The 24,905-nt window shown below is 33.0% G+C and carries 24 protein-coding genes; 5 read left to right on the top strand and 19 right to left on the bottom strand.

From position 1 onward, the window contains the following. Nucleotides 1–8 precede the first annotated feature (8 nt). The 3 genes from PYW44_RS05565 to PYW44_RS05555 all read right to left on the bottom strand — a co-directional run bounded on the left by PYW44_RS05565 (nucleotide 9) and on the right by PYW44_RS05555 (nucleotide 2,373). The gene (locus PYW44_RS05565; RefSeq protein WP_021339051.1) at nucleotides 9–872 is read right to left on the bottom strand and encodes a DUF1444 domain-containing protein; all 864 of its coding nucleotides are present in this window, start codon (nucleotides 870–872) and stop codon (nucleotides 9–11) included. A 129-nt stretch (nucleotides 873–1,001) separates the two neighbouring features. Continuing rightward, nucleotides 1,002–1,310: a thioredoxin family protein gene (locus tag PYW44_RS05560; protein WP_021339050.1), complete on the bottom strand. Its 309-nt coding sequence runs from the start codon at nucleotides 1,308–1,310 to the stop codon at nucleotides 1,002–1,004. A gap of 19 nt (nucleotides 1,311–1,329) precedes the next feature. Beyond that, nucleotides 1,330–2,373 (bottom strand): M42 family metallopeptidase, encoded by a 1,044-nt coding sequence (locus PYW44_RS05555; RefSeq protein WP_369965107.1) that lies wholly within the window; start codon nucleotides 2,371–2,373, stop codon nucleotides 1,330–1,332. Between the two features lie 115 nt (nucleotides 2,374–2,488). On the opposite strand from PYW44_RS05555, the gene PYW44_RS05550 reads away from it, so the two are divergent. Next, complete coding sequence (locus PYW44_RS05550) at nucleotides 2,489–2,809, top strand: hypothetical protein (protein ID WP_021339048.1); 321 nt, start codon at nucleotides 2,489–2,491, stop codon at nucleotides 2,807–2,809. Between the two features lie 162 nt (nucleotides 2,810–2,971). Here PYW44_RS05550 and PYW44_RS05545 read toward each other — a convergent pair whose 3' ends face one another. The 8 genes from PYW44_RS05545 to PYW44_RS05510 all read right to left on the bottom strand — a co-directional run bounded on the left by PYW44_RS05545 (nucleotide 2,972) and on the right by PYW44_RS05510 (nucleotide 11,380). Continuing rightward, entirely contained in the window at nucleotides 2,972–3,799 is an 828-nt protein-coding gene (locus PYW44_RS05545; RefSeq protein WP_031265958.1) for a YtnP family quorum-quenching lactonase, read from the bottom strand. Between the two features lie 198 nt (nucleotides 3,800–3,997). Next, the gene (gene trmB, locus PYW44_RS05540; RefSeq protein ID WP_002507309.1) at nucleotides 3,998–4,642 is read right to left on the bottom strand and encodes a tRNA (guanosine(46)-N7)-methyltransferase TrmB; all 645 of its coding nucleotides are present in this window, start codon (nucleotides 4,640–4,642) and stop codon (nucleotides 3,998–4,000) included. A 12-nt stretch (nucleotides 4,643–4,654) separates the two neighbouring features. Then, the gene (locus tag PYW44_RS05535; protein ID WP_002507308.1) at nucleotides 4,655–5,446 is read right to left on the bottom strand and encodes a phosphotransferase family protein; all 792 of its coding nucleotides are present in this window, start codon (nucleotides 5,444–5,446) and stop codon (nucleotides 4,655–4,657) included. A gap of 465 nt (nucleotides 5,447–5,911) precedes the next feature. Then, a complete protein-coding gene (dat, locus tag PYW44_RS05530; RefSeq protein WP_021339046.1) occupies nucleotides 5,912–6,757 on the bottom strand; it encodes a D-amino-acid transaminase in 846 nt (281 codons plus the stop codon). Between the two features lie 2 nt (nucleotides 6,758–6,759). Further along, a complete protein-coding gene (gene pepV, locus PYW44_RS05525; protein ID WP_021339045.1) occupies nucleotides 6,760–8,169 on the bottom strand; it encodes a dipeptidase PepV in 1,410 nt (469 codons plus the stop codon). 452 nt (nucleotides 8,170–8,621) lie between these two features. After that, nucleotides 8,622–9,032: a YtxH domain-containing protein gene (locus tag PYW44_RS05520; protein ID WP_021339044.1), complete on the bottom strand. Its 411-nt coding sequence runs from the start codon at nucleotides 9,030–9,032 to the stop codon at nucleotides 8,622–8,624. Between the two features lie 15 nt (nucleotides 9,033–9,047). Next, a complete protein-coding gene (locus PYW44_RS05515; RefSeq protein ID WP_002512504.1) occupies nucleotides 9,048–9,746 on the bottom strand; it encodes a pseudouridine synthase in 699 nt (232 codons plus the stop codon). Then, complete coding sequence (locus tag PYW44_RS05510; RefSeq protein WP_021339043.1) at nucleotides 9,743–11,380, bottom strand: putative polysaccharide biosynthesis protein; 1,638 nt, start codon at nucleotides 11,378–11,380, stop codon at nucleotides 9,743–9,745. The genes PYW44_RS05515 and PYW44_RS05510 overlap by 4 nt, the downstream gene beginning before the upstream one ends. Before the next feature lie 121 nt (nucleotides 11,381–11,501). Between PYW44_RS05510 and PYW44_RS05505 the strand changes: the two genes are divergently transcribed. Continuing rightward, nucleotides 11,502–12,761, top strand: a complete 1,260-nt coding sequence (locus tag PYW44_RS05505) for a BaiN/RdsA family NAD(P)/FAD-dependent oxidoreductase (RefSeq protein ID WP_002507302.1) — start codon at nucleotides 11,502–11,504, stop codon at nucleotides 12,759–12,761. Between the two features lie 286 nt (nucleotides 12,762–13,047). Here the strand turns inward: PYW44_RS05505 and PYW44_RS05500 are convergent, their stop codons facing one another. The 3 genes from PYW44_RS05500 to PYW44_RS05490 form a co-directional block, all read right to left on the bottom strand. Then, a complete protein-coding gene (locus PYW44_RS05500; RefSeq protein WP_002507301.1) occupies nucleotides 13,048–13,359 on the bottom strand; it encodes a rhodanese-like domain-containing protein in 312 nt (103 codons plus the stop codon). 18 nt (nucleotides 13,360–13,377) lie between these two features. Next, nucleotides 13,378–15,792: a leucine--tRNA ligase gene (leuS, locus tag PYW44_RS05495; RefSeq protein ID WP_021339042.1), complete on the bottom strand. Its 2,415-nt coding sequence runs from the start codon at nucleotides 15,790–15,792 to the stop codon at nucleotides 13,378–13,380. Between the two features lie 397 nt (nucleotides 15,793–16,189). After that, nucleotides 16,190–17,359 carry an MDR family MFS transporter gene (locus tag PYW44_RS05490; RefSeq protein ID WP_002507299.1) on the bottom strand — a complete coding sequence of 390 codons (1,170 nt, stop codon included), beginning with the start codon at nucleotides 17,357–17,359 and terminating at the stop codon, nucleotides 16,190–16,192. Nucleotides 17,360–17,469: 110 nt separating this feature from the next. On the opposite strand from PYW44_RS05490, the gene mnmL reads away from it, so the two are divergent. Both mnmL and mnmM read left to right on the top strand, forming a co-directional pair. Then, nucleotides 17,470–18,423 (top strand): tRNA modification radical SAM protein MnmL/YtqA, encoded by a 954-nt coding sequence (gene mnmL, locus PYW44_RS05485; RefSeq protein WP_021339041.1) that lies wholly within the window; start codon nucleotides 17,470–17,472, stop codon nucleotides 18,421–18,423. After that, a complete protein-coding gene (mnmM, locus tag PYW44_RS05480; protein ID WP_021339040.1) occupies nucleotides 18,420–18,980 on the top strand; it encodes a tRNA 5-(aminomethyl)-2-thiouridylate-methyltransferase MnmM in 561 nt (186 codons plus the stop codon). The genes mnmL and mnmM overlap by 4 nt, the downstream gene beginning before the upstream one ends. A 304-nt stretch (nucleotides 18,981–19,284) precedes the next feature. Here mnmM and PYW44_RS05475 read toward each other — a convergent pair whose 3' ends face one another. The 3 genes from PYW44_RS05475 to PYW44_RS05465 form a co-directional block, all read right to left on the bottom strand. Beyond that, a complete protein-coding gene (locus PYW44_RS05475) occupies nucleotides 19,285–19,686 on the bottom strand; it encodes a transcriptional regulator, SarA/Rot family (protein ID WP_021339039.1) in 402 nt (133 codons plus the stop codon). 149 nt (nucleotides 19,687–19,835) lie between these two features. Further along, nucleotides 19,836–20,792 (bottom strand): L-lactate dehydrogenase, encoded by a 957-nt coding sequence (locus PYW44_RS05470; RefSeq protein ID WP_021339038.1) that lies wholly within the window; start codon nucleotides 20,790–20,792, stop codon nucleotides 19,836–19,838. Nucleotides 20,793–21,042: 250 nt separating this feature from the next. Beyond that, on the bottom strand, nucleotides 21,043–21,867 hold the full coding sequence (locus PYW44_RS05465; RefSeq protein WP_021339037.1) for an alpha/beta fold hydrolase: 825 nt from the start codon (nucleotides 21,865–21,867) through the stop codon (nucleotides 21,043–21,045). Between the two features lie 264 nt (nucleotides 21,868–22,131). Here PYW44_RS05465 and PYW44_RS05460 point away from each other — a divergent pair, with 264 nt between their 5' ends. Continuing rightward, complete coding sequence (locus tag PYW44_RS05460; protein WP_002507293.1) at nucleotides 22,132–23,133, top strand: proline dehydrogenase family protein; 1,002 nt, start codon at nucleotides 22,132–22,134, stop codon at nucleotides 23,131–23,133. Between the two features lie 113 nt (nucleotides 23,134–23,246). On the opposite strand, the gene ribH is transcribed toward PYW44_RS05460, so the two are convergent. After that, the gene (gene ribH, locus PYW44_RS05455; protein ID WP_002507292.1) at nucleotides 23,247–23,705 is read right to left on the bottom strand and encodes a 6,7-dimethyl-8-ribityllumazine synthase; all 459 of its coding nucleotides are present in this window, start codon (nucleotides 23,703–23,705) and stop codon (nucleotides 23,247–23,249) included. A 12-nt stretch (nucleotides 23,706–23,717) separates the two neighbouring features. Further along, on the bottom strand, nucleotides 23,718–24,899 hold the full coding sequence (locus PYW44_RS05450) for a bifunctional 3,4-dihydroxy-2-butanone-4-phosphate synthase/GTP cyclohydrolase II (RefSeq protein ID WP_021339036.1): 1,182 nt from the start codon (nucleotides 24,897–24,899) through the stop codon (nucleotides 23,718–23,720). Nucleotides 24,900–24,905 lie beyond the last annotated feature (6 nt).

Here is a 24,905-nt window from a genome sequence, read left to right as displayed (position 1 = left end):
TAGACTCCTTATTTCTTATCTTTATTTTCGTATTGCTTTCTTGTTGCTTCTAATCTTTGTATCACGTTAGGATCTCTTTTTTGTTTATTATTTTTTCCTAATATAAAAATAGGCTCAAAATGACCTTTGTCGTAACCTAATGATAATGATGTAATTGGGACTAAACCTTTTGTAAAGAATTCCATAGTTAAATGCGCCATTACGTCATAACCCGTTTTATTACGGATATCTGCAATAATTAACACATCCTGATGTGGCACTGCAACTAACATTTCACCTTCACATTGGTCTTGGATTTCATTTAAAAACGTCGTGTTTAAGATTCTACTCGCATCATAGCCATCGTTAGAGTTAATAAAATAAAATATATTGCCTTTTACTTCATCCGTAGTATATTTATTATCTAATTTTCGCACATTAAATAAGGCCATTTCTTTTAATTGTTGCTTAGATAACTTCATTGACTCTAACATTTTTTCATCCATAAGACGATATGATTTCCCTAGATCAACTACGTAGTAAATATTTGTTTCTGCAGTGTGTTCTTCTATAACAAATGCATTACCATCTTTATCTTTTTTATCAAAACTTGGGGATCTCAATACTGGCATGATTTGGGCACTATTAACCTCTGATAGCCCCTCCCCTTTCATTTGTTCAATAGCTTCTTCTACATAATATACAATTTCATCTACTATATTTTCTTTTTGTTCTTTATATTTAGCTACTATCGTAGCAACTTTTACAGTGACACCTTTGCCATTGTCTACTCTAGATATACGTAGCGTTTCATCTTCTCGATTAAAAGTAAACTTCACTTCTGGTTTGCTTAATCGATCTTTTAATTTATCTCTCATTTGAAAGACATTCATTGTTAACACTCCTATTTACGTGCCTTATTATAGTTTACAATAAATACACCCTTAGGAACAGAAAAAATGTAAGTTCTAAGGGTATATATTTTTATATTTCAACATGAATTATTTACAAAATAAATTTTTTTATAAAGATGCTAAAAAGTCATCAATTTGTTCGATGGATTTTCGCTCTTTTCCAATATAACTACCGATTTGTGAGCCGTTACGAAAAACTAGAAAACTCGGTATGCCCATAATGCCATTTTCCACACAAATATCTATAAATTTATCTCTATCAACTGAAATGAATTTATAATCAGTGTATTTATCCTCTAACTGTGGTAATTCGGGCTCAATCACTTTACAATCAGGACACCAATCAGCCGTAAATAAAAATACTGTTTGCTCGTTTTTAAGTTGCTCAAATTGTTGTTCAGTTTCTAATTGTTGCATCTAATCTCTCCTTCATGTGTTATTTATATTGTAATTCTTCAATTTTCGAATCATCTAATTGGGTAGTAGCTTGTGTTAATAATTCTCTTGCAGCTTCGTAATCTCTTATATCAAACACTGCGTTTGTACTATGAATATATCGTGCACAAACTCCAATTACTGCGGTTGGGATACCGATTTTTGCTTTGTGAATTTCGCCACCATCAGTGCCACCAGGTGAAATATAATATTGATGCTTAATTTTAAATTCATCAGCTAAATCTAGTAAGTAATCTCTAAAAGTTGGCTTAAGTAGCATCGTACCATCTTTAATTCTAATTAGTGTACCTGCACCTAATTCTCCAGATAAATTTTGTTTACCCTTCATATCATTGGCTGGTGAACAGTCTACTACAAAAGCCACATCAGGGTCTATCAATTCAGCAGATGCTTTAGCTCCTCTTAAACCAACTTCTTCTTGAACATTGGCACCTACATATAAGTCATAGCCAAGCTCTACATCTTTTAATAATTCCAATAATTCAATACCAAGCAAACAACCATAACGATTATCCCACGCTTTACTTGAGAAACGATGCTCTGATAATTGTGTGAAGGGTGTTTCTGGAACAATTGAATCACCAATTTCAATGCCACGTTTTCTTACATCTTTTTGATTTTCACAGCCAATATCTAAAAGTAAATCTTCAATTTTCGGTGCACCTTCATTACCTGTTCTAAAATGTTTAGGTATATTCGCAACCACACCGGTGATTTCTTCATTTTTACGCGATTTTACTTTAAGTCGTTGACCTTGCCAAATATCTGTAGCAACGCCGCCCAAATTTGTAAATTGTATCATACCATTTTCTGTAATATTTGTGATCATAAAACCAATTTCATCCATGTGAGCAGCCACCATTACACGCTTTGGATTCTTTACTTTCGAACGTTTAACACCGTAAATGCCACCCATGCGATTATAAACAAAATCATCTACGAATGGTTCTAATTCTGTTTTCAAGTATGCTTTTACATCATCTTCGAAACCAGGTGCGCCATGTAATTCTGTTAATGTTTTCATTCTAGCTAATGTTTTATTATTGTCTATATTCAATGTCTCTCACTCCTTACTATTTATTATATCATCTTCGTTATGGTAAACTATAAATATGACTTTATTGGAGGTAGATTGTGTTATGTTAAATAAAAAGAATAGGCTTATCATCTTATTTATTTCACTAACAACAATTGTCGGAGCGACTTATTTTTATAAACGTCAAAAAGATCTACAATATCACGATCCAGATAAAATTATTACTGAAGTAAGAACATACTTTATGAATGTTGTAGGATCTTATATATTGAATGAACCGATTACGTATAAAAAATCCGATAATAATTTTATTGTTTTTCAAGGTGGTATTACCACACAAAACAATAAAACATTAACATATTATGACTTTTTTGCAGATGCAAAAAGTGGAGAAGTTATAGATATTCTTGAATGTGAATCATAAAAGTAAAAGGTTAAAGTTTTGAACATGTAATGTATCAATCGCTTAAAGCACTGATTATACATTACGAGAGATAAAGATTAACGCTGTTTAGACATAGGACTACACCCATCCTTTTTTAAAACAGTAATAGTCCGTATCTCTTCGTTCATAACTTTAGCCTTTTTAATTTCTCGTAATATAAGTTTCTATCTCATTCAATTTATGCTTATCAAATTTCACAGCAAAGTATTTCGCATCATGATAATATAAGAACCAATAATCTTGCAAGATATAATTTGGAATTAAACGTTCTTTCTCTCTTATGGATTGCATAGGATAGTCATCATATGCTGTTACCCACAATGGATTTCTATGAGCTAGCGTCGGGAAGATGTCTCCCATGTGCACTGCTTTTTCTCCTTCACTTTCTATTGTGACTACTGAATGTCCATAACTATGCCCTCCAGTATGACGGATTTGAATGCCAGGATATATTTCTATCTCGTCCTCAAATAATATTAATTTATTTTTAAAATCTCCATTATTTTTCTGCCAGTAAGTCGATTTACTACGTATATTGGGACTTTGGAATTCATGCCATTCATCTTGTTGAAGGACATGTATTGCATTACTGAAAATAGCATGTCCATCGTTATCCGTTAGCCCAGCTGCATGGTCAAAATGAAGATGAGTCATTAATACATAATCAATATCCTCTAGTGTTAGATTTAATGCTTTTAGATCATTTTCCATATCACTCTCATAATGGACACCAAATATTTTACGTTCTTTATCAGTTAATTTTCCAGTACCAATACCAGTATCAACAATAATATTTTTATCCTCAGTTTGGATAAGTATCGGATGTGTAGGTAATGGGATTTGATTTTTTTCGTTCACCTCGTATTTTTTTGTCCATAGTGCTTTTGGTACAACGCCAAACATTGCACCCCCATCAATATGAGTAATACCCCCGTTTAAATAATGTACTTTATAATTGCCTAATTTCATCATTTAATTCCTCCTCATCTTCCATTTAACAACGTCGATTACTTTCTATAGTAATACAATACATTTACTACGTAAAATAATGGATATGATTTGAAAACACTGATTCTTCAATTTCCTTCCTCTACGCAATCAATACTATTATGAATAATATAAAAAATGCCAACAAAGTTATATAACTCTGTTGGCATTTTTTAATAATTATAAATTTTTATGGAATTTTGCTTCCATGCGATAAATTCTTGAGCCCTTGTCAGAAAACTTTCTTTCATACTCAGTTTCTATATTATCTTCGTCATCTTCCTGATGAAGATTTAAATTGAGTTTAGTAAAATACATACCGAATTGAGACATACTCTCTAAACTATAAGCAAAAAGACCTCTGTTGTCAGTTTTAAAATGAAGTTCCCCATCTTCTTTCAAAACTTGCTTATACAGTGCTAAAAACGTATGATACGTCAATCTACGCTTAGTATGTCGTTTTTTAGGCCATGGATCTGAAAAATTCAAATATATACGATCAATTTCGCCATCTTTGAAATATTCATTGAGCTCCAGTGCATCATTACATATCAATTTAATATTTGTAAGGCCAAGTTCTTTAACTTTATCTACAATATTAACTACTACACTTTTTTCTCGTTCTAAAGAAATAAAATTTATATCAGGATTTTGACCAGCAAGTGTCGTAATAAACTGTCCCATTCCTGACCCTATTTCAATATATATTTCTTGATCTTTATCAAACCAGTCACTTATGTGCCTTGCATGACTACCATCCATATCCACTAATTCAGGATGTGATTTTAAATAATCTTCTGCCCAAGGCTTGTAACGCATTCTCATTCTGATAACTCCTTATATAAAAGCATTGTTATTCATTACTTCATTTAAGAATTTAAGCCACATATTCATATCTTTGTAGCGCTTTTGTTCTTCGTACCATTGAACCATACCTATAGACTGGATAACTGTATACCATTTCATACGTTTTTGTAAGTCCATTGAATCTTTTGTTCCATATACATCTAACCAGTGAGGCCATTTCTTTTCAGGAACGTAATTGTATAGCAGCATACCTAAATCAATTGCAGGATCAGCAATCATCGCACCTTCCCAATCAACCAAGTAAAGCTCGTCACGATCTGATAATAACCAATTATTATGGTTGACGTCGCCATGCACAACCGTAAAGAAACGTGGATCTAAATTAGGCATATGATCTTCTAAATACGTCAATGCTTTTCTTACTACATGATGCGTTAAAACTTCTCTAGATAATGAAGCGTTAATTTTGTTTAACAAAATATCGGGTGTGATCGGCTCCATTTCCATTCGTTTTAACATATTCAATAGTGTTCTTGAACTATGAATTTTTTTCAATAAATTAGCTACTCTTTGTTCGTACATTTCATTGAAAGTAAGTTCTCTACCATTTTTCCAATGCTGCGCCGTTACAACTTCTCCAGTTTCGATACGTTTCGTCCAAACTAGTTTTGGCACAATACCTTCAGCAGATAAGGCTGCAATAAAAGGGTTTGAATTTCTTTTTAAAAATAATTTCTGTCCATCCTGTTCAGCCATATAAGCTTCACCAGATGCACCACCTGCTGAATCAAGCGTCCATCCTAATTGATAAAACTGCTCCAACACGTTCACCTCACTTTCAACTAGAAAATGGCTCCTGAAAAGAATTTTCGAGAGCCATATATAATAATTTTTAATTCAAAATTATAAACTCCAACCAAAATTGTGCAGCCTCAAGTTTTATGACTGACACATTGTCCCATCGTGGTTCAAGTCCTTTTTAATTTATTAATACTCATACTATCTGAGCTAATTTACAATAACTTTTACATCATATCATAAATTAGCTCTTAACAGAGTATTAATTTAATATTTCTTTATCTTTTTTTGTGAAATTTTTTACTTCCAAATTTCATGACATATAAAAGATTTTATAATCTTTAATACTTTATTTCAACTATAAATGAGAAATTAAAATTCACATTTTGATTCCATACCTTTATGGAATTCTATTAAACGGCTCAGTAAGAATTATAACATAATTTGACCTTAATATATGTTACATTTTCTATCCATTTATTGAAATTATTAACTATGCGTGTCAATATATCTATTAAATCCTTCTTGTAACGATTTAGTGATTGGCCCTACTTTTCCATCACCCACAGCTTCACCATTTAATTTAACAACTGGCATCACTTCAATTGATGTACTTGAAACCAAAACTTCATCCGCATTTTTCAAAAAATCTAAAGTAAATGTTTCTTCTTTAAACGAAACACCTTTTTCTTGAGCAATTTCTTTTATAACCATACGTGTAATGCCGTTCAAAATATAGTTGTTGATTGGGTGTGTATAAATCACTCCATCTTTAATTGCGTAAACATTACTTGAAGATCCTTCTGTAACAGTTTCACCACGGTGCTGAATTGCTTCTTGTGCATTATATTTAACAGCATATTCTTTTGCTAATACATTGCCTAATAAATTCAAGCTTTTTATATCACATCTTAACCAACGGATATCTTCAGTTGTCACGGCATTTATGCCTTCTTCTAATAGCTTATATGGACGATCATAAGTCTTTGTAAAAGCTGTGATGTTCGCTTTTACTGATGGCGTAGGAAAGGCATGGTCACGTGGTGCAGTACCACGTGTTACTTGAATATATACACCGCCATTAACTACACCATTTGCAGCTATCAGTTCGCGTACGAGTTCTATAAGGCCATTAACAGTATAGTTTAATTCTAAGCCAATTTCTTTAGCACTTCTTAATAATCTTTCAAAATGTGCATTGGCAGTAAAGGGATGATTGTCATAAACTCTTATATATTCATAAATACCATCACCAAATACATAACCTCTATCGTTATAAGCTACATTTGCATCTTTTTCTTCTAGTAATCTTTCGTTTATTAACACTTTTGTCATATTTATTCCTCCACACACAAAGTATATAGTGACTCTAAATAGATACTCGTCGCATCAAATAATTGCTTCTTACTGATATATTCATTTTTTTGGTGCATTAAATCTTCAGAATCATTGAACATTGCTCCAAAGGCAACACCTTTATCTAAATTACGGGCGTATGTGCCACCACCAATTGTGTATGGTTCAGTTTCATCGCCTGTTTGGTTTCTATAGGCTTGTACGAGCGTTTGAACAAATGGATCATCTTTTTCTACATAGTGTGGTGTTTGATTTTTACCTAATTCAATTGAAAATCCAAGTGATTGAACTTCACTCTTGAAACGCGTCATTGCTTCTTCAAATTCAAATCCTTGCGGATATCTTAAATTAACACCAAATGTCCCACCTTTGACATTGTCATAAGACATAACACCAATATTCGTCGTTAAATCACCCATAACATCTGTGTGGAATTTCATACCCATTTTTTCTCCGAAATGAGAATTGAATAAATATTTTTCACTGAAATCTACGAAATTAGCTGCTGTTTTATCTAAATCTAGGCTTGATAAGAAATTTAACAAGTATAAACCAGCATTGACACCGATAGAAGGATCCATACCATGTACAGCTTTTCCTTGAACTTTTAATACAAGTACACCACTATCAACGATACTTTCCCCTTCAATATTGTTCTCTTGAACAAATTGTTCGAAATTTTGAATGACGTCAGTCATGTTTTCTTTTACAGATACATTTGCCACGGCTTCATCAGGTACCATATTATATCTTTGACCTGAGTTAAATGAAATTAATTCATATTCTGGCTCGTCTTGGTCTTCTGCTTTTTCATTTTGTATCACATCAAAAGTAGTAATACCTTTTTCGCCGTGAATTGCAGGGAATTCTGCATCCGGTGCAAATCCTAATGCAGGCATTTCTTCAGTTTCAAAATAACGCTCAGTGCATTGCCAATCAGATTCTTCATCAGTACCTATTATAATATGTATACGTTTTTTCCAATTTACATTCATATCATTTAATATTTTAACTGCATAGTACGCTGCAATTGTTGGACCCTTATCATCAAGCGTACCTCTTGCAATAATTCTATCGTCTGTCACAACTGGATCAAACGGATCAGAATCCCAACCTTCTCCAGCAGGTACAACATCAACATGGCATAATATACCAAAAACATCTTCTCCAGCACCCGCTTCAATACGACCAGCGATATGGTCTACATCATGTGTGCCAAATCCATCGCGTTCAGCTATTTTGTACATGTAATCTAAGGCTTTTCGTGGACCAGGTCCAACTGGATATTCTGCTGTTGCTTTATTATCTTCCCTAACACTCTCAATAGATAATAAACCTTTCAAATCATCAACGATTAGATCTTCATACTCTTTCACTTTGTCTTTCCACATTTGTGATCCACTTCCTTCTCCAAACTTATATATTTAATATTTTACATGAAGTGTGGAAGAAACTACAGTGAGATGTCATTATTATTTAAAAATTCCAACTGTTTAGTCAACAAAGAAAACAGTTCAACCTATATATATTAATATATTTCAAAAACTGTATTAATATAAAAAAGAAGTGAGACAAAATACATGTCTCATCCTTAATTATTATATTGGCAGTGACTGACTGAACTGAAAATGCGCTTATATTAATCTTTTAAAGCACTACTACTTCATTTATGAAGACAAGTAGGTCTTATGCAAGCGCTCCAGCTCATGTATTCGATTTTCTAGTTATCTTTGTGGGACTCGGCTCATACGACGAAATCTCGTTAAAAAATATAAATTTCTGTCGCACTTACATAAAAAAACCTAGTTCACTAAAATGAACTAGGCCGTCAAAACGTAATCTACTACTTATTATCACGTTTATTACTATTATTTTTTAATTCTTCTTCAGTTACGACACGTAGATTATTAGAAGGATCTCCGCCTTCATCATCGAATCTAGCTTCTTCAATTTCTACGTCTTCTTTTTTGACACCATTTTTGAAATGATTTTTTTGATCTTTAAGGTAACCTTTAGGGTCTTGTTTTACTTTTGAAGCATAGCCTTTAGGATCTTGTTTTACTTCACTATAAGTTTCGCCTGCTTTTGAACTAATTTGACTAGCGATATCTTTCGCGTTTTGTTTATATGATTCTGGATTAGACTTGTATTTGCCATACTCGTCTTTTAATCTATCTCTATTTTCTTTTTTAGAAAGAACAACTGCAGCCGCTGCTCCGCCGATACCTAATACTGCTTTAAATAAATTTGACATAAAAACACCTCTTCATTATTTTAATCCTAATTGTTTAAAATCTTGTTGAGTTAGATGACGATATTCTCCTGGCGCTAATGCTGAATCTAGCTTTAAGTCGCCAATGCTAATACGTTTCAAAGCTAAAACTTCATTATCTATAGCATGAAACATACGCTTAACCTGATGATACCTTCCTTCGTATATTGTGACAAATGATTTGTTCTTTTCATCACCTTCAACTAATTGAGCAGGTTTCGCCAATCCCTCATTTAATTCAATACCCGTTTTAAAGGATTCTATATCATTTTTTGTAATAGTTTTTTCAGAAATTACTTCATATGTCTTAGAAACATGCTTTGTTGGACTCATCAATTGATGGTTAAACTGCCCATCATTAGTGATGAGCAATAACCCTTCAGTATCTTTATCCAAACGTCCAACTGGAAATAGTTCTAAATATCTAAATTCTTCTACTAAGTCTATAACTGTCTGTTGATTATTATCTTCAGTAGCTGATAAATACCCTTTTGGTTTATTTAACATCAAATAGATTTTATCTATATACTGAATTTGCGTTTCATTAACGCTTACAGTATCCGTATCTGGATTGATTTGTGTTTTTGGTGATTTCTCTTTTTTATCATTCACGGTAACATTGCCTTTTTTTAGTAGTTGTTTCACTTCTGTACGTGTTCCTACGCCCATATTAGCTAAGAATTTATCTATTCTCATTCTGCGATACCTAATTTACGTCTAATTTTCTGTGGAATATCACCTAAAAACTGATCTGCAAGTCTTGTCTTCATAGTCATGCTAGCATAAACTAACATACCAACAATCACACTAACAATAATTATAATCAGCGATCCAAATTTAGATTGTGTTGAAATAAAGAATTGTAAGATAAAGAATGTTAATTCAACTGATATCATCATAATTAAGCTATACAAGAATATTTTACCAAAGTGTAACCATGTTTCTGAAAAATCAAATTTAGCATGTTTTTTAAGTATATACAGATTACATGACACTGCAAATAATAATGCAATTGCCGTACTTAATATCGCACCAGCAGAATGGAACGCTATAATTAATGGTGTATTTAACACTACTTTTATTACAACTGCCGCTAATATAACAAATACTGTTAATTTTTGTTTATCAATACCTTGTAACATTGATGCTGTTACACTCAATAAACCAATTAGAATTGCTACTGGCGCATAGTAGAATAGCATTTGGCTACCATCAACATTATAACTATAAAAGACTGTATATAATGGTAATGCTAATGCCATAATACCTAAACTTGCAGGCACTGTGATGAACATTAGAACCCCTAATGACGTACGTATTTGTCTGTGCATCTCATGTAATTCACCTTTTGCATACGTTTTAGTAATAAATGGAATTAAACTTACTGCAAAACCAGCTGATAGTGCTGTTGGAATCATAACGATTTTATTTGTCGTCATATTTAAAATTGTAAAGAAATAGTCATGCATATTGCTAGACACACCTGCTAAACCGAGTGCGCTATTATGTGTAAATTGATCGACTAAATTAAATAATGGGAAATTCAGACTCACGATGACGAACGGAATACTGTAAGAAATAATCTCTTTGTACATTTTACCGTATGATATATCAATGCCCGTTGTATCCGTTGCAACCATTTTTTCAATATTAGGTTTTCTTTTTCTCCAGTAATACCATAGTGTGAAAATCCCTGCAATTGCTCCTACAGCCGCTGCAAATGTAGCAATACCATTAGCTGCAAGTACACTGCCGTTAAATACATTAAGAACTAAATAACTACCAACTAAAATAAATAGTATACGTGCAATTTGTTCAATAACTTCTGACACTGCTGTTGGTCCCATAGATTTGTAACCCTGGAACACACCGCGCCATGTAGCAAGTAGCGGAATAAAAATAACTACCATACTAATAATTCTAATAATCCATGTAATTTCGTCTACTGACCACCCGCCATTTGCACCTGCTTTATTTGCTAAAGTAATAGATGCAATTGTTGGAGCTAATAAATATAAGATGAAAAATCCTATAAATCCTGTTACAGTCATAACAAGAAAGCTTGATTTATACAGTTTTTCACTGACCTTATATGCACCCATTGCATTATACTTAGAAACATATTTAGACGCTGCTAATGGGACTCCCGCAGTTGCAATAGCAATCGCTATATTATACGGGGTGTATGCATAGTTGAAAGGCGCCAAATTTTCCTCTCCACCAATAATCGAGTAGAATGGAATAATATATATAACACCTAAAACCTTAGTAATCAAAATACTAAGCGTAATTAAAAAGGTGCCCCTCACTAATTCTTTACTTTCACTCATTCAGATCTTCCTATCTCAAATTAATTTTTACACTCATAACTTTAATAATAACGTTATAACTACTTTTTTTCAAAAGTATATTACTATAAAATAACACTATATAGCTAAGGGAGGCAATAAAATGTATCAAACAATTATAATCGGTGGTGGGCCAAGTGGACTCATGGCTGCCGCTGCAGCAAGTCAAAATAGCGAAAATGTTTTATTAATTGAGAAGAAAAAAGGATTGGGTCGCAAGCTAAAAATTTCTGGTGGCGGCCGCTGTAATGTTACTAACCGCCTTCCTTATGATGAAATTATTAAAAACATACCTGGCAATGGAAAATTTTTATACAGTCCTTTCTCTGTATTTGATAATGAATCCATCATTCAATTTTTCGAATCAAGAGGTGTAGGTTTAAAAGAAGAAGATCATGGTCGTATGTTTCCAGTATCTAATAAAGCACAAGACGTGGTAGATGCCCTCATTCATACGTTACAACAAAACAATGTAAACGTTAAAGAAGAATCTACTGTCCAATCTATTGAATATACACCACAACAAACGTTTCAAGTTACACTAAATGAGCAACAACAATTTGAAAGTAAGAGTCTCATTATTGCGACTGGTGGTACTAGTGTACCCAAAACGGGGTCTACTGGAGATGGTTATAAATTTGCTAAACATTTAGGTCATACGATTACAGAATTATTTCCGACCGAAGTCCCTATTACGTCTTCTGAACCTTTTATTAAGAACAAGCGTTTAAAAGGTTTAAGTTTAAAGGATGTTGCACTATCCGTATTGAAAAAGAATGGCAAACAACGTATCACACATCAAATGGATATGTTATTCACACATTTTGGTATAAGTGGACCTGCCGCACTGAGATGTAGTCAATTTGTATATAAAGAGCAAAAAAGTCAAAAACAAAAAGAGATTCAGATGCAACTTGATGCTTTTCCAAATCTGAGTGTCGCTCAATTAGAAGCACAAATTAGAAATATATTAAAAGATACACCTGACAAATATATTAAAAATAGCTTGCACGGGTTAATCGAAGAACGTTATTTATTATTCATTATTGAACAAGCACAAATTAGTGATGACTTAACTGCCCATCATATTTCAAATGCACAAATTAATAAGTTAGTTGAATTATTTAAAGGTTTTACTTTTACTGTCAACGGAACGTTGCCCATTGATAAAGCTTTTGTAACTGGTGGTGGTGTGTCATTAAAAGAAATACACCCTAAAACTATGATGTCAAAACACGTACCAGGGTTATTTTTGTGCGGTGAAGTATTAGATATACATGGTTACACAGGTGGATATAATATCACAAGCGCTTTAGTCACTGGTAATGTTGCTGGCTCAAACGCGGGTGAATTTCATCTTTAATACTTAAATATAATCTTCACAAATCAAAACAAACAAAATGCTCTTATAGCATTTTGTTTGTTTTTTTGATTTATATTGTCATCGAGACAATATTTGCCTTTGACAAGTTCATAGCTGAAGACTATAGGATGACGCTGCGCTTGTGGAATACTTGCACAAAAAAATGCCAACAAAGTCAGAGACTTTGTCGACACTTTAAAATTACAATTAACGCTCTAAAAAGAAAGCTAATTAGAATTTATTAAATCAAACATTTTCAATTCAATATTTTAAGCTTTATTTCAACTTAAATACTATTGATTTCTAAACCTTCGTCGCCCCACGCGTCCATACCGCCTTCAACATTAACTGCATGTATATCGTTTTGTTCAAGGAATTGAACAACTTGTGCACTACGTCCGCCCACTTTACAAATGATATAATATGTTTCATCTTTGTTAAAATGATTTAATTTATCTGGAACTTGATTCATTGGTATTTTTTCTGCGCCTGGTATTACACCCATAGCTGTTTCTTCATCTGTTCTAACATCAACGATATGAATTGGATCAGAATTTAGGACCTTATCTTTCAACTCATCAATTGTAATAGATTCCATAAATAATTCCTCCTACTATTATTTAGCTACAATGTTAACTAATTTTTTTGGTACTGCAATGACTTTCTTGATATCTTTACCTTCAATTTCAGCTTTAACATTATCATTATCAAGTGCTAATTGTTCCATTTCTTCTTTTGAAGTGTCTTTTGGAATATTAATCTTAGCACGTACTTTACCGTTCACTTGAACAACAATTTCGATTTCATCATCAACGAGCAATGATTCATCATATGAAGGCCATGGTTGATAAGTGATTGTTTCTTCATGTCCAAGTTGCGTCCATAATTCTTCAGATATATGTGGTGCAATTGGTGCCAACATTTTAATGAATCCTTCAATATATGGTTTGTAAATTTCATCTGTTTTATAACAATCATTGATAAATACCATAAGTTGACTTATCGCGGTATTGAAATTCAAAGTATTATAATCCTCAGTAACTTTTTTCACTGTTTGATGATAACTTTTATCTAAAGCTTTATTATTAATATTTACCACTTTATCGGAAATCAAACCATCATCAGTAACTAATAAGCGCCAGATTCTGTCTAAGAAACGTCTTGAGCCGTCTAAACCATTTTCACTCCATGCAATTGCTGCATCAAGTGGTCCCATAAACATTTCATACATACGTAAAGTATCAGCACCATGTGATTTCACGATATCATCTGGGTTGATTACATTACCTTTTGACTTACTCATTTTTTCATTACCTTCACCGAGTATCATGCCTTGGTTAAATAATTTTTGGAATGGTTCTTTCGTAGGGACTACACCTAAATCATATAAAACTTTATGCCAGAATCTCGCATATAATAAGTGAAGTACTGCGTGTTCTACACCACCAATGTATAAATCAACCGGTAGCCAGTGTTTTAATTTTTCTGGATCAGCAAGCATTTGATCATTATCTGGATCAATATATCTTAAATAATACCAACAGCTACCTGCCCATTGTGGCATAGTATTTGTTTCGCGACGACCTTTCATTCCAGTTTCTTCATCAACCACATTAACAAAATCAGCAATGTTAGCTAATGGAGATTCGCCTGTACCTGAAGGCTTAATTTCATCCGTTTCAGGTAAAAGTAACGGCAATTCTTCTTCTGGAACAGTGGTCATTGAACCATCTTCCCAATGAATTACAGGTATTGGTTCGCCCCAATATCTTTGACGACTAAATAACCAGTCTCGTAATTTATAATTTACTTTTCTAGTACCCGCACCTTTTTGTTCTAACAATTCAATTGCTTTAGCAATCGCTTCTTCGTTATATAAACCGTTCAACTCGCCAGAATTAACATGTGGTCCATCTCCATCATAGGCTTCTTGCGATAAATCGCCACCTTCGATAACTTCTAAAATTGGCAAATCAAATGTTTGTGCGAATTCATAGTCTCTTTGGTCTCCACTTGGTACTGCCATAACTGCACCAGTTCCGTATGTGGAAAGTACATAATCGGCAATCCAAATTGGAACTTGTTGTCCAGATAAAGGATTCGTTGCATATGCACCAGTGAATACTCCGGATTTTTCTTTAGATAAACCTGTACGTTCTAAGTCTGACTTTTTAGCCGCTTCTTGTTGATAATCTTTGATAGCCACTTCTTGATCTGCTGTTGTAATTTGATTTACAAGTTCATGTTCAGGACTTAACACTAAGAATGTTGCACCGTACACAGTATCTGCACGTGTTGTAAATACTTCAATTTGGGCATCATTGTCTTCTACATCGAATGAGATAGCAGCCCCTTCTGAACGACCAATCCAGTTACGTTGCATGTCTTTTAATGATTCAGGCCAATCTAAGTCATCTAAATCTTCAAGTAAACGATCTGCATATTCAGTAATTTTTAATACCCATTGTTTCATTGGTTTTCTTACCACAGGGTGACCGCCACGTTCGGACACACCGTCAATAACTTCTTCATTTGAAAGTACTGTACCAAGTTCTGGACACCAGTTTACTGCAACTTCATCAACGTAAGCGAGTCCTTTATTATATAATTGAATAAAAATCCATTGCGTCCATTTATAATATTCTGGGTCTGTAGTATTCACTTCTCTATCCCAATCATAACTGAAACCTAATTCTTTAATTTGACGTTTAAACGTCTCAATATTTTTTTTAGTAAATTCACGAGGATCATTACCAGTGTCTAAGGCATACTGTTCTGCAGGAAGACCAAATGCATCCCACCCCATTGGATGTAACACATTATAACCTTGCATACGTTTATAACGAGAAATAATATCTGTAGCTGTATAACCCTCTGGATGGCCTACATGAAGTCCTGCACCTGATGGGTATGGAAACATGTCTAGCGCATAGAATTTTTTTTGACCTAAATTATCGCTCGTTTTAAAAGTTTTATGTTCTGCCCAATAATCCTGCCATTTCTTTTCAATTTCATTATGATTGTAGTTCACTACTTTTCCTCCTATTCAATAAAAAAACACCTCAAACTATTATCGATTTCAAAAGGGACGACTTTCACCGCGGTACCACCCAGTTTCACATTAAATGTGCGCTCATTTAAATTAATAGTTAGAGATGTTATAAATTCATTTAAGTCCTGGTAAGTTCACTCAATGCTTAACACTAGGTTCCACCTTTCCTAGTTCTCTGTAGAAAAGCTTTCAAGTTACTACTCCTATACATTACTAATGATATTTGAAAAAAGGTTTTATTTCAAGTGGAAAACGCGAAATAAAGCTACACTAAAAGTTTCTATGTTGCGATTTATTAGTTTTTATAAAAAAATCGAACAAGCAACCTTACACCTGTTCGAGAAAATGATTATAATTTTTATTTTCCATGTAAAATTTATACATCTTTTGGTAATTTCCTATCATAAATCATTAAGAAAAACACTGCGATAACAAGTAAACCTATCATACTTAAAAACATCGCTTGCATATTAAATGTATCTACAAGAACTCCGCCTATAAGCGGACCAAAAGCCTTGCCTACAGTTGCTGCTGAGTTAACATACCCTTGAAACGCCCCTTCTTTTCCTTTTGGAGCTAATTGATTTGCAATTGTTGGAACGGCTGGCCAAACAAACATTTCACCTAATGTTAGTATAATCATACCTATCATGAACACTGAAAATTGTTCAGCAAAACTTGTCACTAAGAACGACATTATAAAAATCGCTATACCTACCAACATTTGATATTTTAAATTACCTTTTAGTAACCTGATTACCGGCATAATTAGCGGTTGTGCAACCAGAATCATAATACCATTAACAGTCCATAACAAACTGTATTGGCTCATTGACATATTAATTTCTTGAGTGAAAGAAGCAATCGTACTCTCCCATTGAATGTATGCAATCCAACAAATACTAAACATCACACATAAAAGTGATAGCGCAATAAATTGAACTCTGTTTTGTTTAGATAATAAGGACATCGTATCATTCGATTTTACTTTCACATCAAGTTTAATATTAAATTGTGTGATTGCTACAACTGCAAATGCTACATACATTAATAAGTTTGCTATAAATATGTAATTGAAACTCAACTCTGCCACAAAACCTCCGGATGCTGCTCCTATAGCGACACCTAAATTTTGCGCTAAATAGATTGCGTTAAATGTTTGGCGGCCACCTTGAGGCCATGCAGCGCCTGCGAGTGCATAAATAGCTGGAATAATCATACCCCCGCCAAAACCTAATGCTACGAGCCAAACCGCATACCAAGGCCACCCATGGAAGAAATTTAATAGCGTTGTACTGATTAAACATATAACTGTACCTATCATAATCGTTGGGTAGCCACCTAATTTATCAAATAAATTACCACCTAATAAATTACCAATAACCATACCAAACGAATTGATCATTAGGACAAAACCAGCCATTGTAAGACTTTTATCTAATTGTTCATTCATATAAATTGTATTTAAGGGCCATAAAAAACTTGAGCCAGTGATATTTAATGCCATCCCAATAACTAACCACCACACTGATTTAGGCATTTTCATAACAGTAAGCTCCTCTCTATTTTTAAAATTTCTAATTTTACACTAAACACTATATCATTAAAATATGTTAAAATCTTTAACTAGAATGAATTCAGAAAGGAAAATGTTTTATGGGACAATTTTTCCCTTACGCATTCGAGAATAAAAGATATCACACTTGGAATTATCACTTAAAAAATAAATTCGGACAAAAGATTTTCAAAGTAGCAATTGACGGTGGCTTTGATTGTCCTAATAGAGACGGTACTGTAGCACATGGAGGATGTACTTTCTGTTCAGCTGCAGGTAGCGGAGATTTTGCAGGTAATCGTGTGGATCCAATCGATGTACAATTTCAACAAATTAAAGATAGAATGCACGAAAAATGGAGTGACGGTCAATACATTGCTTACTTCCAAGCATTTACAAATACGCATGCACCTGTCGAAGAATTACGTGAAAAATATGAAACTGCTTTAAAGGAACCGGGTGTTGTTGGCCTTTCAATAGGTACACGACCTGATTGTTTACCTGATGATGTGGTTGAGTATTTGGCAGAGTTAAACGAGCGTACATATTTATGGGTAGAACTTGGTTTACAAACAGTTCACCAAGAAACATCAGATTTAATCAATCGCGCACATGATATGCAAACATATCATGAAGGTATCGCCAAATTACGGAAACATAACATTAATATTTGTACACATATTATTAATGGTTTGCCAGGTGAAGACTATACAATGATGATGGAGACGGCTAAAGAAGTCGCTCAAATGGACGTCCAAGGTATTAAAATCCATTTACTACATTTACTTAAAGGCACACCAATGGTGAAACAGTATGATAAAGGCATGTTAGAATTTATGTCACAGGATGAATATACTAAATTAGTTTGTGACCAATTAGAAATTATTCCAAAAGAAATGATTGTTCATAGAATTACTGGTGATGGTCCGATTGATTTAATGGTAGGTCCAATGTGGAGCGTAAATAAATGGGAAGTACTGAACGAAATCGATAATGAACTTGGTCGCAGAGAATCATATCAAGGAAAACATTTTGAAAGTAAGATAAAATCATGAAATTAGAACGTATTTTACCATTTGCGAAAACGTTGCTTCAACAACATGTTACATCAGAAAGCATTGTCATAGATGCTACTTGTGGTAATGGCAATGACACACTTTTTCTTGCGCAACAAGTGCCTCACGGTAAAGTATATGCATTGGATATCCAAACAGAAGCTATTAGCAATACAAAACTAAAAACTGAAGGTTATCACAATGTAACGTTGATTCAAGATAGCCATGCACATGTAAAACAGCATATTCCAGATATTGAAGTTGGTAAAGTGGATGCTGCCATTTTCAATTTAGGATATTTACCTAAAGGTGATAAATCGATTGTTACCCAACCTGAAAGTACATTGTCAGCTATCAACGCAATTTTTGATATATTAGCTCCAGAAGGCGTCATTATATTAGTGATTTATCATGGTCATGATGAAGGCAAGTTAGAACGTGATGCTTTAATTGATTATTTATCACAGTTTGACCAAACTAAAGCACATGTATTGCAATATCAATTTATTAATCAACAGAATAACCCGCCGTTTATCTGTGCACTTGAAAAAATTTAGACTGTGAATACCCCATGATTTCAAGGTATATTTCTTAACGCAACCACGGTTATTAACAATTTATTCGAAGATAAAATAACTATTTTAAATCTCAAACAAACCAAACTTGTATTATTTACGTTTAGTTTGTTTGAGATTTTTAATTACTATCAATGATTTAGCACGACTTCTGTGTGGAAGGAATGAGCTAAAGACTACAGGCTAAAGCTAGCCCTGAGGAAAGTATGCACAAACCTTATTTATAATAAAATAAAAAAGACAAACAAAAGCCTCGGTATTTGACTACCGAGGCTTTGCTTATTCCCTATAAGTTAATGATAGATTTAAGACTAGTTTGAATGCTAGTTGATTTTGATTCAATTTCTTCTTTGAAGAAATTTAAAAGGCTTTCCCGTTGCGCTTTTAAATCTTCATTGAAATGAATGATAACTGTACGTTCGTCATTTTGTGGTCTTTCTTTAATGATCCACGCTTTTTCCACTAAATCATTATAAGTTCTTGTACGCTTATAAGATTTAATGTGTACAAAATCATCCATTTCCTTTAAAGTCATCGATCCTTCTTTCCAAAGTGTTAAAAGAATCAAAATTTCTTCTTTCGACATCTTGTACTGCTTTTGAACTTTGTTAAAGATATCTTCGATGTCATTCAACACCATTTCTAATCTTAAAACACCATCAACATTATCAGTAAATGTCTTCCCCATAGAATAATCCCCCAATCATAGTATAAAGTTAAACATGTAAAATTAATTTATCAAAAAACATCATTCTTAGTAAATAAATTCTTCACTGAATTAACATTAGAATTTTTAATAAAATTAATCTTATATACAGTTTAAATTTAAACTATGAATTATGCAATTATATGAGTTATTTTATTTTGCATTTCTTTCAAAATAGTGGCTGATTTTTCGAATAACTTGCGCTCATGGCTGTCTAGAGGCATTTCAAAAACTTTTACAGCACCTTCTTTATTTACTTGTGTTGGTACACCAATATAGACTTCTTCTTGGTTGTATTCACCCTCTAAATAACTAGAAACTGTTAATACAACATTTTGATTATTTAAAATTGCTTTAGTAATGTGTAGTAACCCCATTGCAATCCCATAATACGTCGCACCTTTTGCTTGTATTATATCGTAAGCTGCATCACGCGTGTTTGTAAAAATCTCTTCAACTCTGTGTTGCTTTTCAGGATCATCTTTTAAAAGTTGATATAAAGATTGACCAGCAATATTAGCTTGAGACCATACCGCTAATTCTGAATCACCATGTTCACCGATAATTTGACCATGCACGCTTCCTGATGAAACGCCAAATTCTTCAGCTAACTCATATTTAAAACGTGCTGTATCTAAAATTGTACCAGAACCTATCACTTTTTCTTTTGGTAAACCTGATACTTTGTATGTCACATATGTTAAGACATCTACTGGATTTGTAGCAATTAAGAAAATACCATCGAATCCAGATTTCATAACTTCAGAAACAATTCCTTTAAAAATTTTGGTGTTTTTTTCAATAAGATCTAAGCGTGTTTCACCTGGTTTTTGAGCTGCACCAGCAGTAATGACGACTAAATCTGCATTTGTACATTCATTATATGTACCTGCTTTGATTTTCACTGGTGAATCACCATATGGCGCACCGTGATTTAAATCCATGACGTCGCCCTTAACTTTTTCTTCGTCTAAATCAATAATTACTAATTCATCTGCAACACCTTGAGCTACTAACGCAAAAGCATAACTTGAGCCTACTGCCCCATCACCTATTAAAACTACTTTATTATTTTTAACTTGTTTCATTATATGACGCTCCTCACGTATTCAATCGTTAAGTTATTATTTATGATTTATTTCACAATATAAATATAACAGTATTCTATGAGTTTTTCAATAAAATTGTGATTTATTTCACAAAATTATTTCAACAACCTTCATTATAGCGTGGTACATACTCTTTATTCTAAATGATATTTTATAAGAAAAGCGTCAGATAACATTTTATGGTATCTGACGCTTTTCTTACTCTATTTTAGTGTGGTGATGCTTTTAATTAAGATACTTCATGTTCATCATGTACAATAAAGCCGTTATTGCTTGCACTATTATTTAAAAATGCCAATATATATCTCATTACTTCATCTCTTTCGGGTTCATTATGTACCTCATGATAAAGTCCTTCCCATGCTTTGAAATATAATTCATCCGTTTTCACTTTGTCTTTAATTAATTCCATTGTTGATGTATCTGCAACTTGATCTTCTAGACCATACATTAACAGTAGTGGTAACGGTTTAATATCAGTTAAATGTGTTACTGTTTCTTTCATAATTTCTATGATTTGTTTATACCAGTGATAAGTTACTTTCTGCAACATCAACTGGTCATTTTTTATTTCTTCAATTACTTCTTCGTTTCGTGTTAAGTCTTCAACCGTGATTCCCACTTTAAATCTTGTATCTTTAGCTACTTTACCTATATTTGAAATTATTTTATCTTTACGAGATTTATTACTCTTTTTAAATTCTAAAAGTGGAGATAAAAGCATCAAACCTTCAATTGGTACTTCTACTTTTTCAAGTAAATTAAGTGTAATTAAACCACCTAAACCGACACCTAACACGTAAGTAGGTATTTTATACTCATTCGCTATTCTAATCCACTCTAAAATATGCTCATGATATACATCAAAACTGTCAATTTGACCTTTGTTAGAACGTGACGTTTGCCCTTGGCCAGGTAAATCGCCCATAATAACATGATATCCATTTCGGCGAAGCATCGTAATTACATATGCGTATCTTCCCGTATGTTCAAGCATGTTATGTGCAATTACAACGACACCTTTAGCTTCCTTTTCGGTTTCCCATTTCCACATAATACATACTTCCCCTTCTCGTTAAATTTCATTATATTTATTGTATCAAAATATGATGTACTTTTTCCATTTTAAAGATAGCCATGGACGTGAAAAACTCAATTTGTTTTAAAAATAAAAAGCATCTTATAATCAACACTTTGCTATAAGTGTATTTAATAAAATAAAGTGTAATATATTCTATTGTAAACGATTTCATTCCCTTTAGATTCATGCTACACTTATATTGAAAGATCAGCTGTAAGCAGAATGGGAGGAATTAATATGCCAATTGTGAAAAATTTTTTTATCGGGTTATCTAACAACCCTTTTTTAAATAAGACTGCTAAGGAAATCGGTCCAATGCTCGGTGCTAATAAAGTGGTTGCTGGCAATACAATCGAAGCCTTATTAAACACAATTGAACGTCTAAACAGCAAGGGAATTACAGTTACTGTAGATTGCCTTGGAGAATTTGTTGTAACTGAAGGTGAAGCAATTCAATCAAAAGATCAAATATTAGAAGTGATGTACGCTATTTATAATAATAGCTTAGATGGTCACATGTCTATTAAATTAAGCCAGTTAGGCTCTGAATTTGATTTGGATCTTGCTTATCGCAATCTACGTGAAATATTATTAAAAGCGAATGAGTTTAATAATATGCATATTAATATCGATACTGAAAAGTATGATAGTTTATTTGACATCACGCAAGTGTTAGACCGTTTAAAAGGTGAATTCAAAAATGTAGGTACCGTAATTCAAGGTTATTTATATGAAGCTGATACACTTGTAGAAAAATATCCAGAATTACGATTGCGCATGGTTAAAGGCGCATATAAAGAAAGTGATACAATAGCTTATCAAACTAAAGAAGACATTGACGAAAATTACATACGTTTAATTGAAAAAAGATTATTAAACGCTAAAAATGTAACGTCAATTGCAACTCATGATGATAAAGTTATTACACATATAAAACAATTTATCAAAGATAATAATATCGAAAAAAATCAGTATGAATTTCAAATGTTGTATGGTTTCCGTACTGATTTAGCGGAGAAAATAGCTGGGGAAGGTAACAATTTCTGTATTTATGTACCATATGGGGATGATTGGTTTAGTTACTTTATGAGGCGACTAGCTGAACGACCTCAAAATTTAAATTTAATGTTTAAAGAATTAATGAAACCCGAAGTAATGAAAAAAGCGGGCGTTGTTACAGGTATAGTTGCAGCCTTTGGAGCAGCTAGTGCCTTAGTATATCGCCTTTTCAAAAAATAATAGTGAACAAAAAAGAATTGGACTTAACGAAATCGTTATTGTCCAATTCTTTTTATTTTAGTAGAAACGCCTATATCCAGTTATATAAATGTTGACGTTTCAATCTTATTCTATTATATTTCTTTTAATAAATTAGCCATTTCTATTGCACTAATTGCTGCGTCTGCACCTTTATTCCCTGCTTTTGTGCCTGCACGTTCTACTGCTTGTTCAATATTTTCAGTTGTTACAACACCGAAGATAACTGGTGTATCAGCAACATCATTTGCCTTAGAAACACCTTTCGCCACTTCATTACACACATAATCATAATGAGAAGTAGATCCTCTTATTACACAACCTAACGTAATCACTGCATCATATTCACCTTTTTGAGCTAATTTCTTAGCTACTAATGGAATTTCAAATGCGCCTGGTACATATGCCACATCAATATTTTCTTTTGGTACTTCGTGTCGTACTAAAGTATCTTTTGCACCATCTAATAAACGGTTTGTAATAAAATCATTAAACCTACTTACAACAATTGCTACTTTTAAATCGGAACCTATTAATTTACCTTCAAAATTCATCCTATTGACCTCCTATATTAAATGACCCATTTTTTCTTTTTTCGTATCCATATAATCTTGATTAAATTTATTTGTTGGAACTACAAGATCAATTCTTTTATTAATATTCACACCATAAGTTTCTAGACTTTCAAATTTTTTGGGATTATTACTTAACAAATTCACGCTTTCAATGCCAAAATATTTTAAAATTCTCGCGGCGTCTTTATAATCTCTCAAATCTTCGTCGAAACCTAAAGCAATATTAGCTGTCACAGTATCATAACCTTGTTCAATAAGTTCATATGCTTTTAACTTATTAATTAAACCAATACCTCTACCTTCTTGAGGTAAATATAAAATAATGCCACCATGCTCACTTATATATTTCATTGAAGCTTCAAGTTGTTCACCACAATCACATCTTTGACTATGAAAAATATCGCCTGTCAGACAAGAAGAATGAATACGTACATTTTCTGTTTTCTTTATGTCTCCACTTACAATAGCCACAAGTTCTTCTTCATTCGTCTGAGAAGTAAAACCATACATATCAAACTTACCATGTTTAGTAGGCAACTTCACTTTTGCTTTTGCTTCTAACTTAGATGTTAATGATTTTCTATATGTTTCTAAATCTTCAATAGAAATCATTACAAGCGCATGCTTCTCCTTAAAGGCTTCTAATTCTTTACCTTTAGCCATAGAACCATCTTCATTCATAATTTCACAAATTAATGCTGCTGGTTTTGCGCCAGTTAGTTTAGCTAAATCTACAGATGCTTCTGTATGGCCACGTCTTTCTAACACACCATCATCTTGTGCAATTAAGGGGAATAAGTGGCCTGGTTTATTAAAATCACTAGCTGTTGCATTTTCCTCTATTAACGCTTTTGCTGTCATTGTTCTTTCTCCAGTACTGATACCTGTCGTCGTATTAATATGATCGACACTCACAGTAAATTGCGTACCATAGATATCAGAGTTATCATTCACCATTGGATTGAGTTCTAACTTTCCAGCTATACCTTTGCTAATTGGCGCACAAATGAGTCCTCTACCATATTTCGCCATGAAATTAACGGTATTATCTTGCATCCATTCTGTCACAGCTACTAAATCGCCTTCGTTCTCTCTGTTTTCATCATCAACGACAACAATACTTTTACCTTTTTTCAGTTCTATAAGTGCTGTCTCTATACTATCTAATTTCATACTACC

The sequence above is a fragment of the Staphylococcus equorum genome (assembly GCF_029024965.1).
GTDB lineage: Bacteria > Bacillota > Bacilli > Staphylococcales > Staphylococcaceae > Staphylococcus > Staphylococcus equorum.
Note: the sequence above shows the minus strand (reverse complement) of the source record. Positions and strands in the feature narration are given on the sequence as shown.

Excerpts from the sequence above, each read along its gene's own strand:
- PYW44_RS05565 (WP_021339051.1), bottom strand. The coding sequence starts at position 872 with ATGAATGTCTTTCAAATGAGAGATAAATTAAAAGATCGATTAAGCAAA.
- PYW44_RS05560 (WP_021339050.1), bottom strand. The coding sequence starts at position 1,310 with ATGCAACAATTAGAAACTGAACAACAATTTGAGCAACTTAAAAACGAG.
- PYW44_RS05555 (WP_369965107.1), bottom strand. The coding sequence starts at position 2,373 with ATGAAAACATTAACAGAATTACATGGCGCACCTGGTTTCGAAGATGAT.
- PYW44_RS05550 (WP_021339048.1), top strand. The coding sequence starts at position 2,489 with ATGTTAAATAAAAAGAATAGGCTTATCATCTTATTTATTTCACTAACA.
- PYW44_RS05545 (WP_031265958.1), bottom strand. The coding sequence starts at position 3,799 with ATGAAATTAGGCAATTATAAAGTACATTATTTAAACGGGGGTATTACT.
- trmB (WP_002507309.1), bottom strand. The coding sequence starts at position 4,642 with ATGAGAATGCGTTACAAGCCTTGGGCAGAAGATTATTTAAAATCACAT.
- dat (WP_021339046.1), bottom strand. The coding sequence starts at position 6,757 with ATGACAAAAGTGTTAATAAACGAAAGATTACTAGAAGAAAAAGATGCA.
- pepV (WP_021339045.1), bottom strand. The coding sequence starts at position 8,169 with ATGTGGAAAGACAAAGTGAAAGAGTATGAAGATCTAATCGTTGATGAT.
- PYW44_RS05520 (WP_021339044.1), bottom strand. The coding sequence starts at position 9,032 with ATGTCAAATTTATTTAAAGCAGTATTAGGTATCGGCGGAGCAGCGGCT.
- PYW44_RS05515 (WP_002512504.1), bottom strand. The coding sequence starts at position 9,746 with ATGAGAATAGATAAATTCTTAGCTAATATGGGCGTAGGAACACGTACA.
- PYW44_RS05510 (WP_021339043.1), bottom strand. The coding sequence starts at position 11,380 with ATGAGTGAAAGTAAAGAATTAGTGAGGGGCACCTTTTTAATTACGCTT.
- PYW44_RS05505 (WP_002507302.1), top strand. The coding sequence starts at position 11,502 with ATGTATCAAACAATTATAATCGGTGGTGGGCCAAGTGGACTCATGGCT.
- PYW44_RS05500 (WP_002507301.1), bottom strand. The coding sequence starts at position 13,359 with ATGGAATCTATTACAATTGATGAGTTGAAAGATAAGGTCCTAAATTCT.
- PYW44_RS05490 (WP_002507299.1), bottom strand. The coding sequence starts at position 17,359 with ATGAAAATGCCTAAATCAGTGTGGTGGTTAGTTATTGGGATGGCATTA.
- mnmL (WP_021339041.1), top strand. The coding sequence starts at position 17,470 with ATGGGACAATTTTTCCCTTACGCATTCGAGAATAAAAGATATCACACT.
- mnmM (WP_021339040.1), top strand. The coding sequence starts at position 18,420 with ATGAAATTAGAACGTATTTTACCATTTGCGAAAACGTTGCTTCAACAA.
- PYW44_RS05475 (WP_021339039.1), bottom strand. The coding sequence starts at position 19,686 with ATGGGGAAGACATTTACTGATAATGTTGATGGTGTTTTAAGATTAGAA.
- PYW44_RS05470 (WP_021339038.1), bottom strand. The coding sequence starts at position 20,792 with ATGAAACAAGTTAAAAATAATAAAGTAGTTTTAATAGGTGATGGGGCA.
- PYW44_RS05465 (WP_021339037.1), bottom strand. The coding sequence starts at position 21,867 with ATGTGGAAATGGGAAACCGAAAAGGAAGCTAAAGGTGTCGTTGTAATT.
- PYW44_RS05460 (WP_002507293.1), top strand. The coding sequence starts at position 22,132 with ATGCCAATTGTGAAAAATTTTTTTATCGGGTTATCTAACAACCCTTTT.
- ribH (WP_002507292.1), bottom strand. The coding sequence starts at position 23,705 with ATGAATTTTGAAGGTAAATTAATAGGTTCCGATTTAAAAGTAGCAATT.
- PYW44_RS05450 (WP_021339036.1), bottom strand. The coding sequence starts at position 24,899 with ATGAAATTAGATAGTATAGAGACAGCACTTATAGAACTGAAAAAAGGT.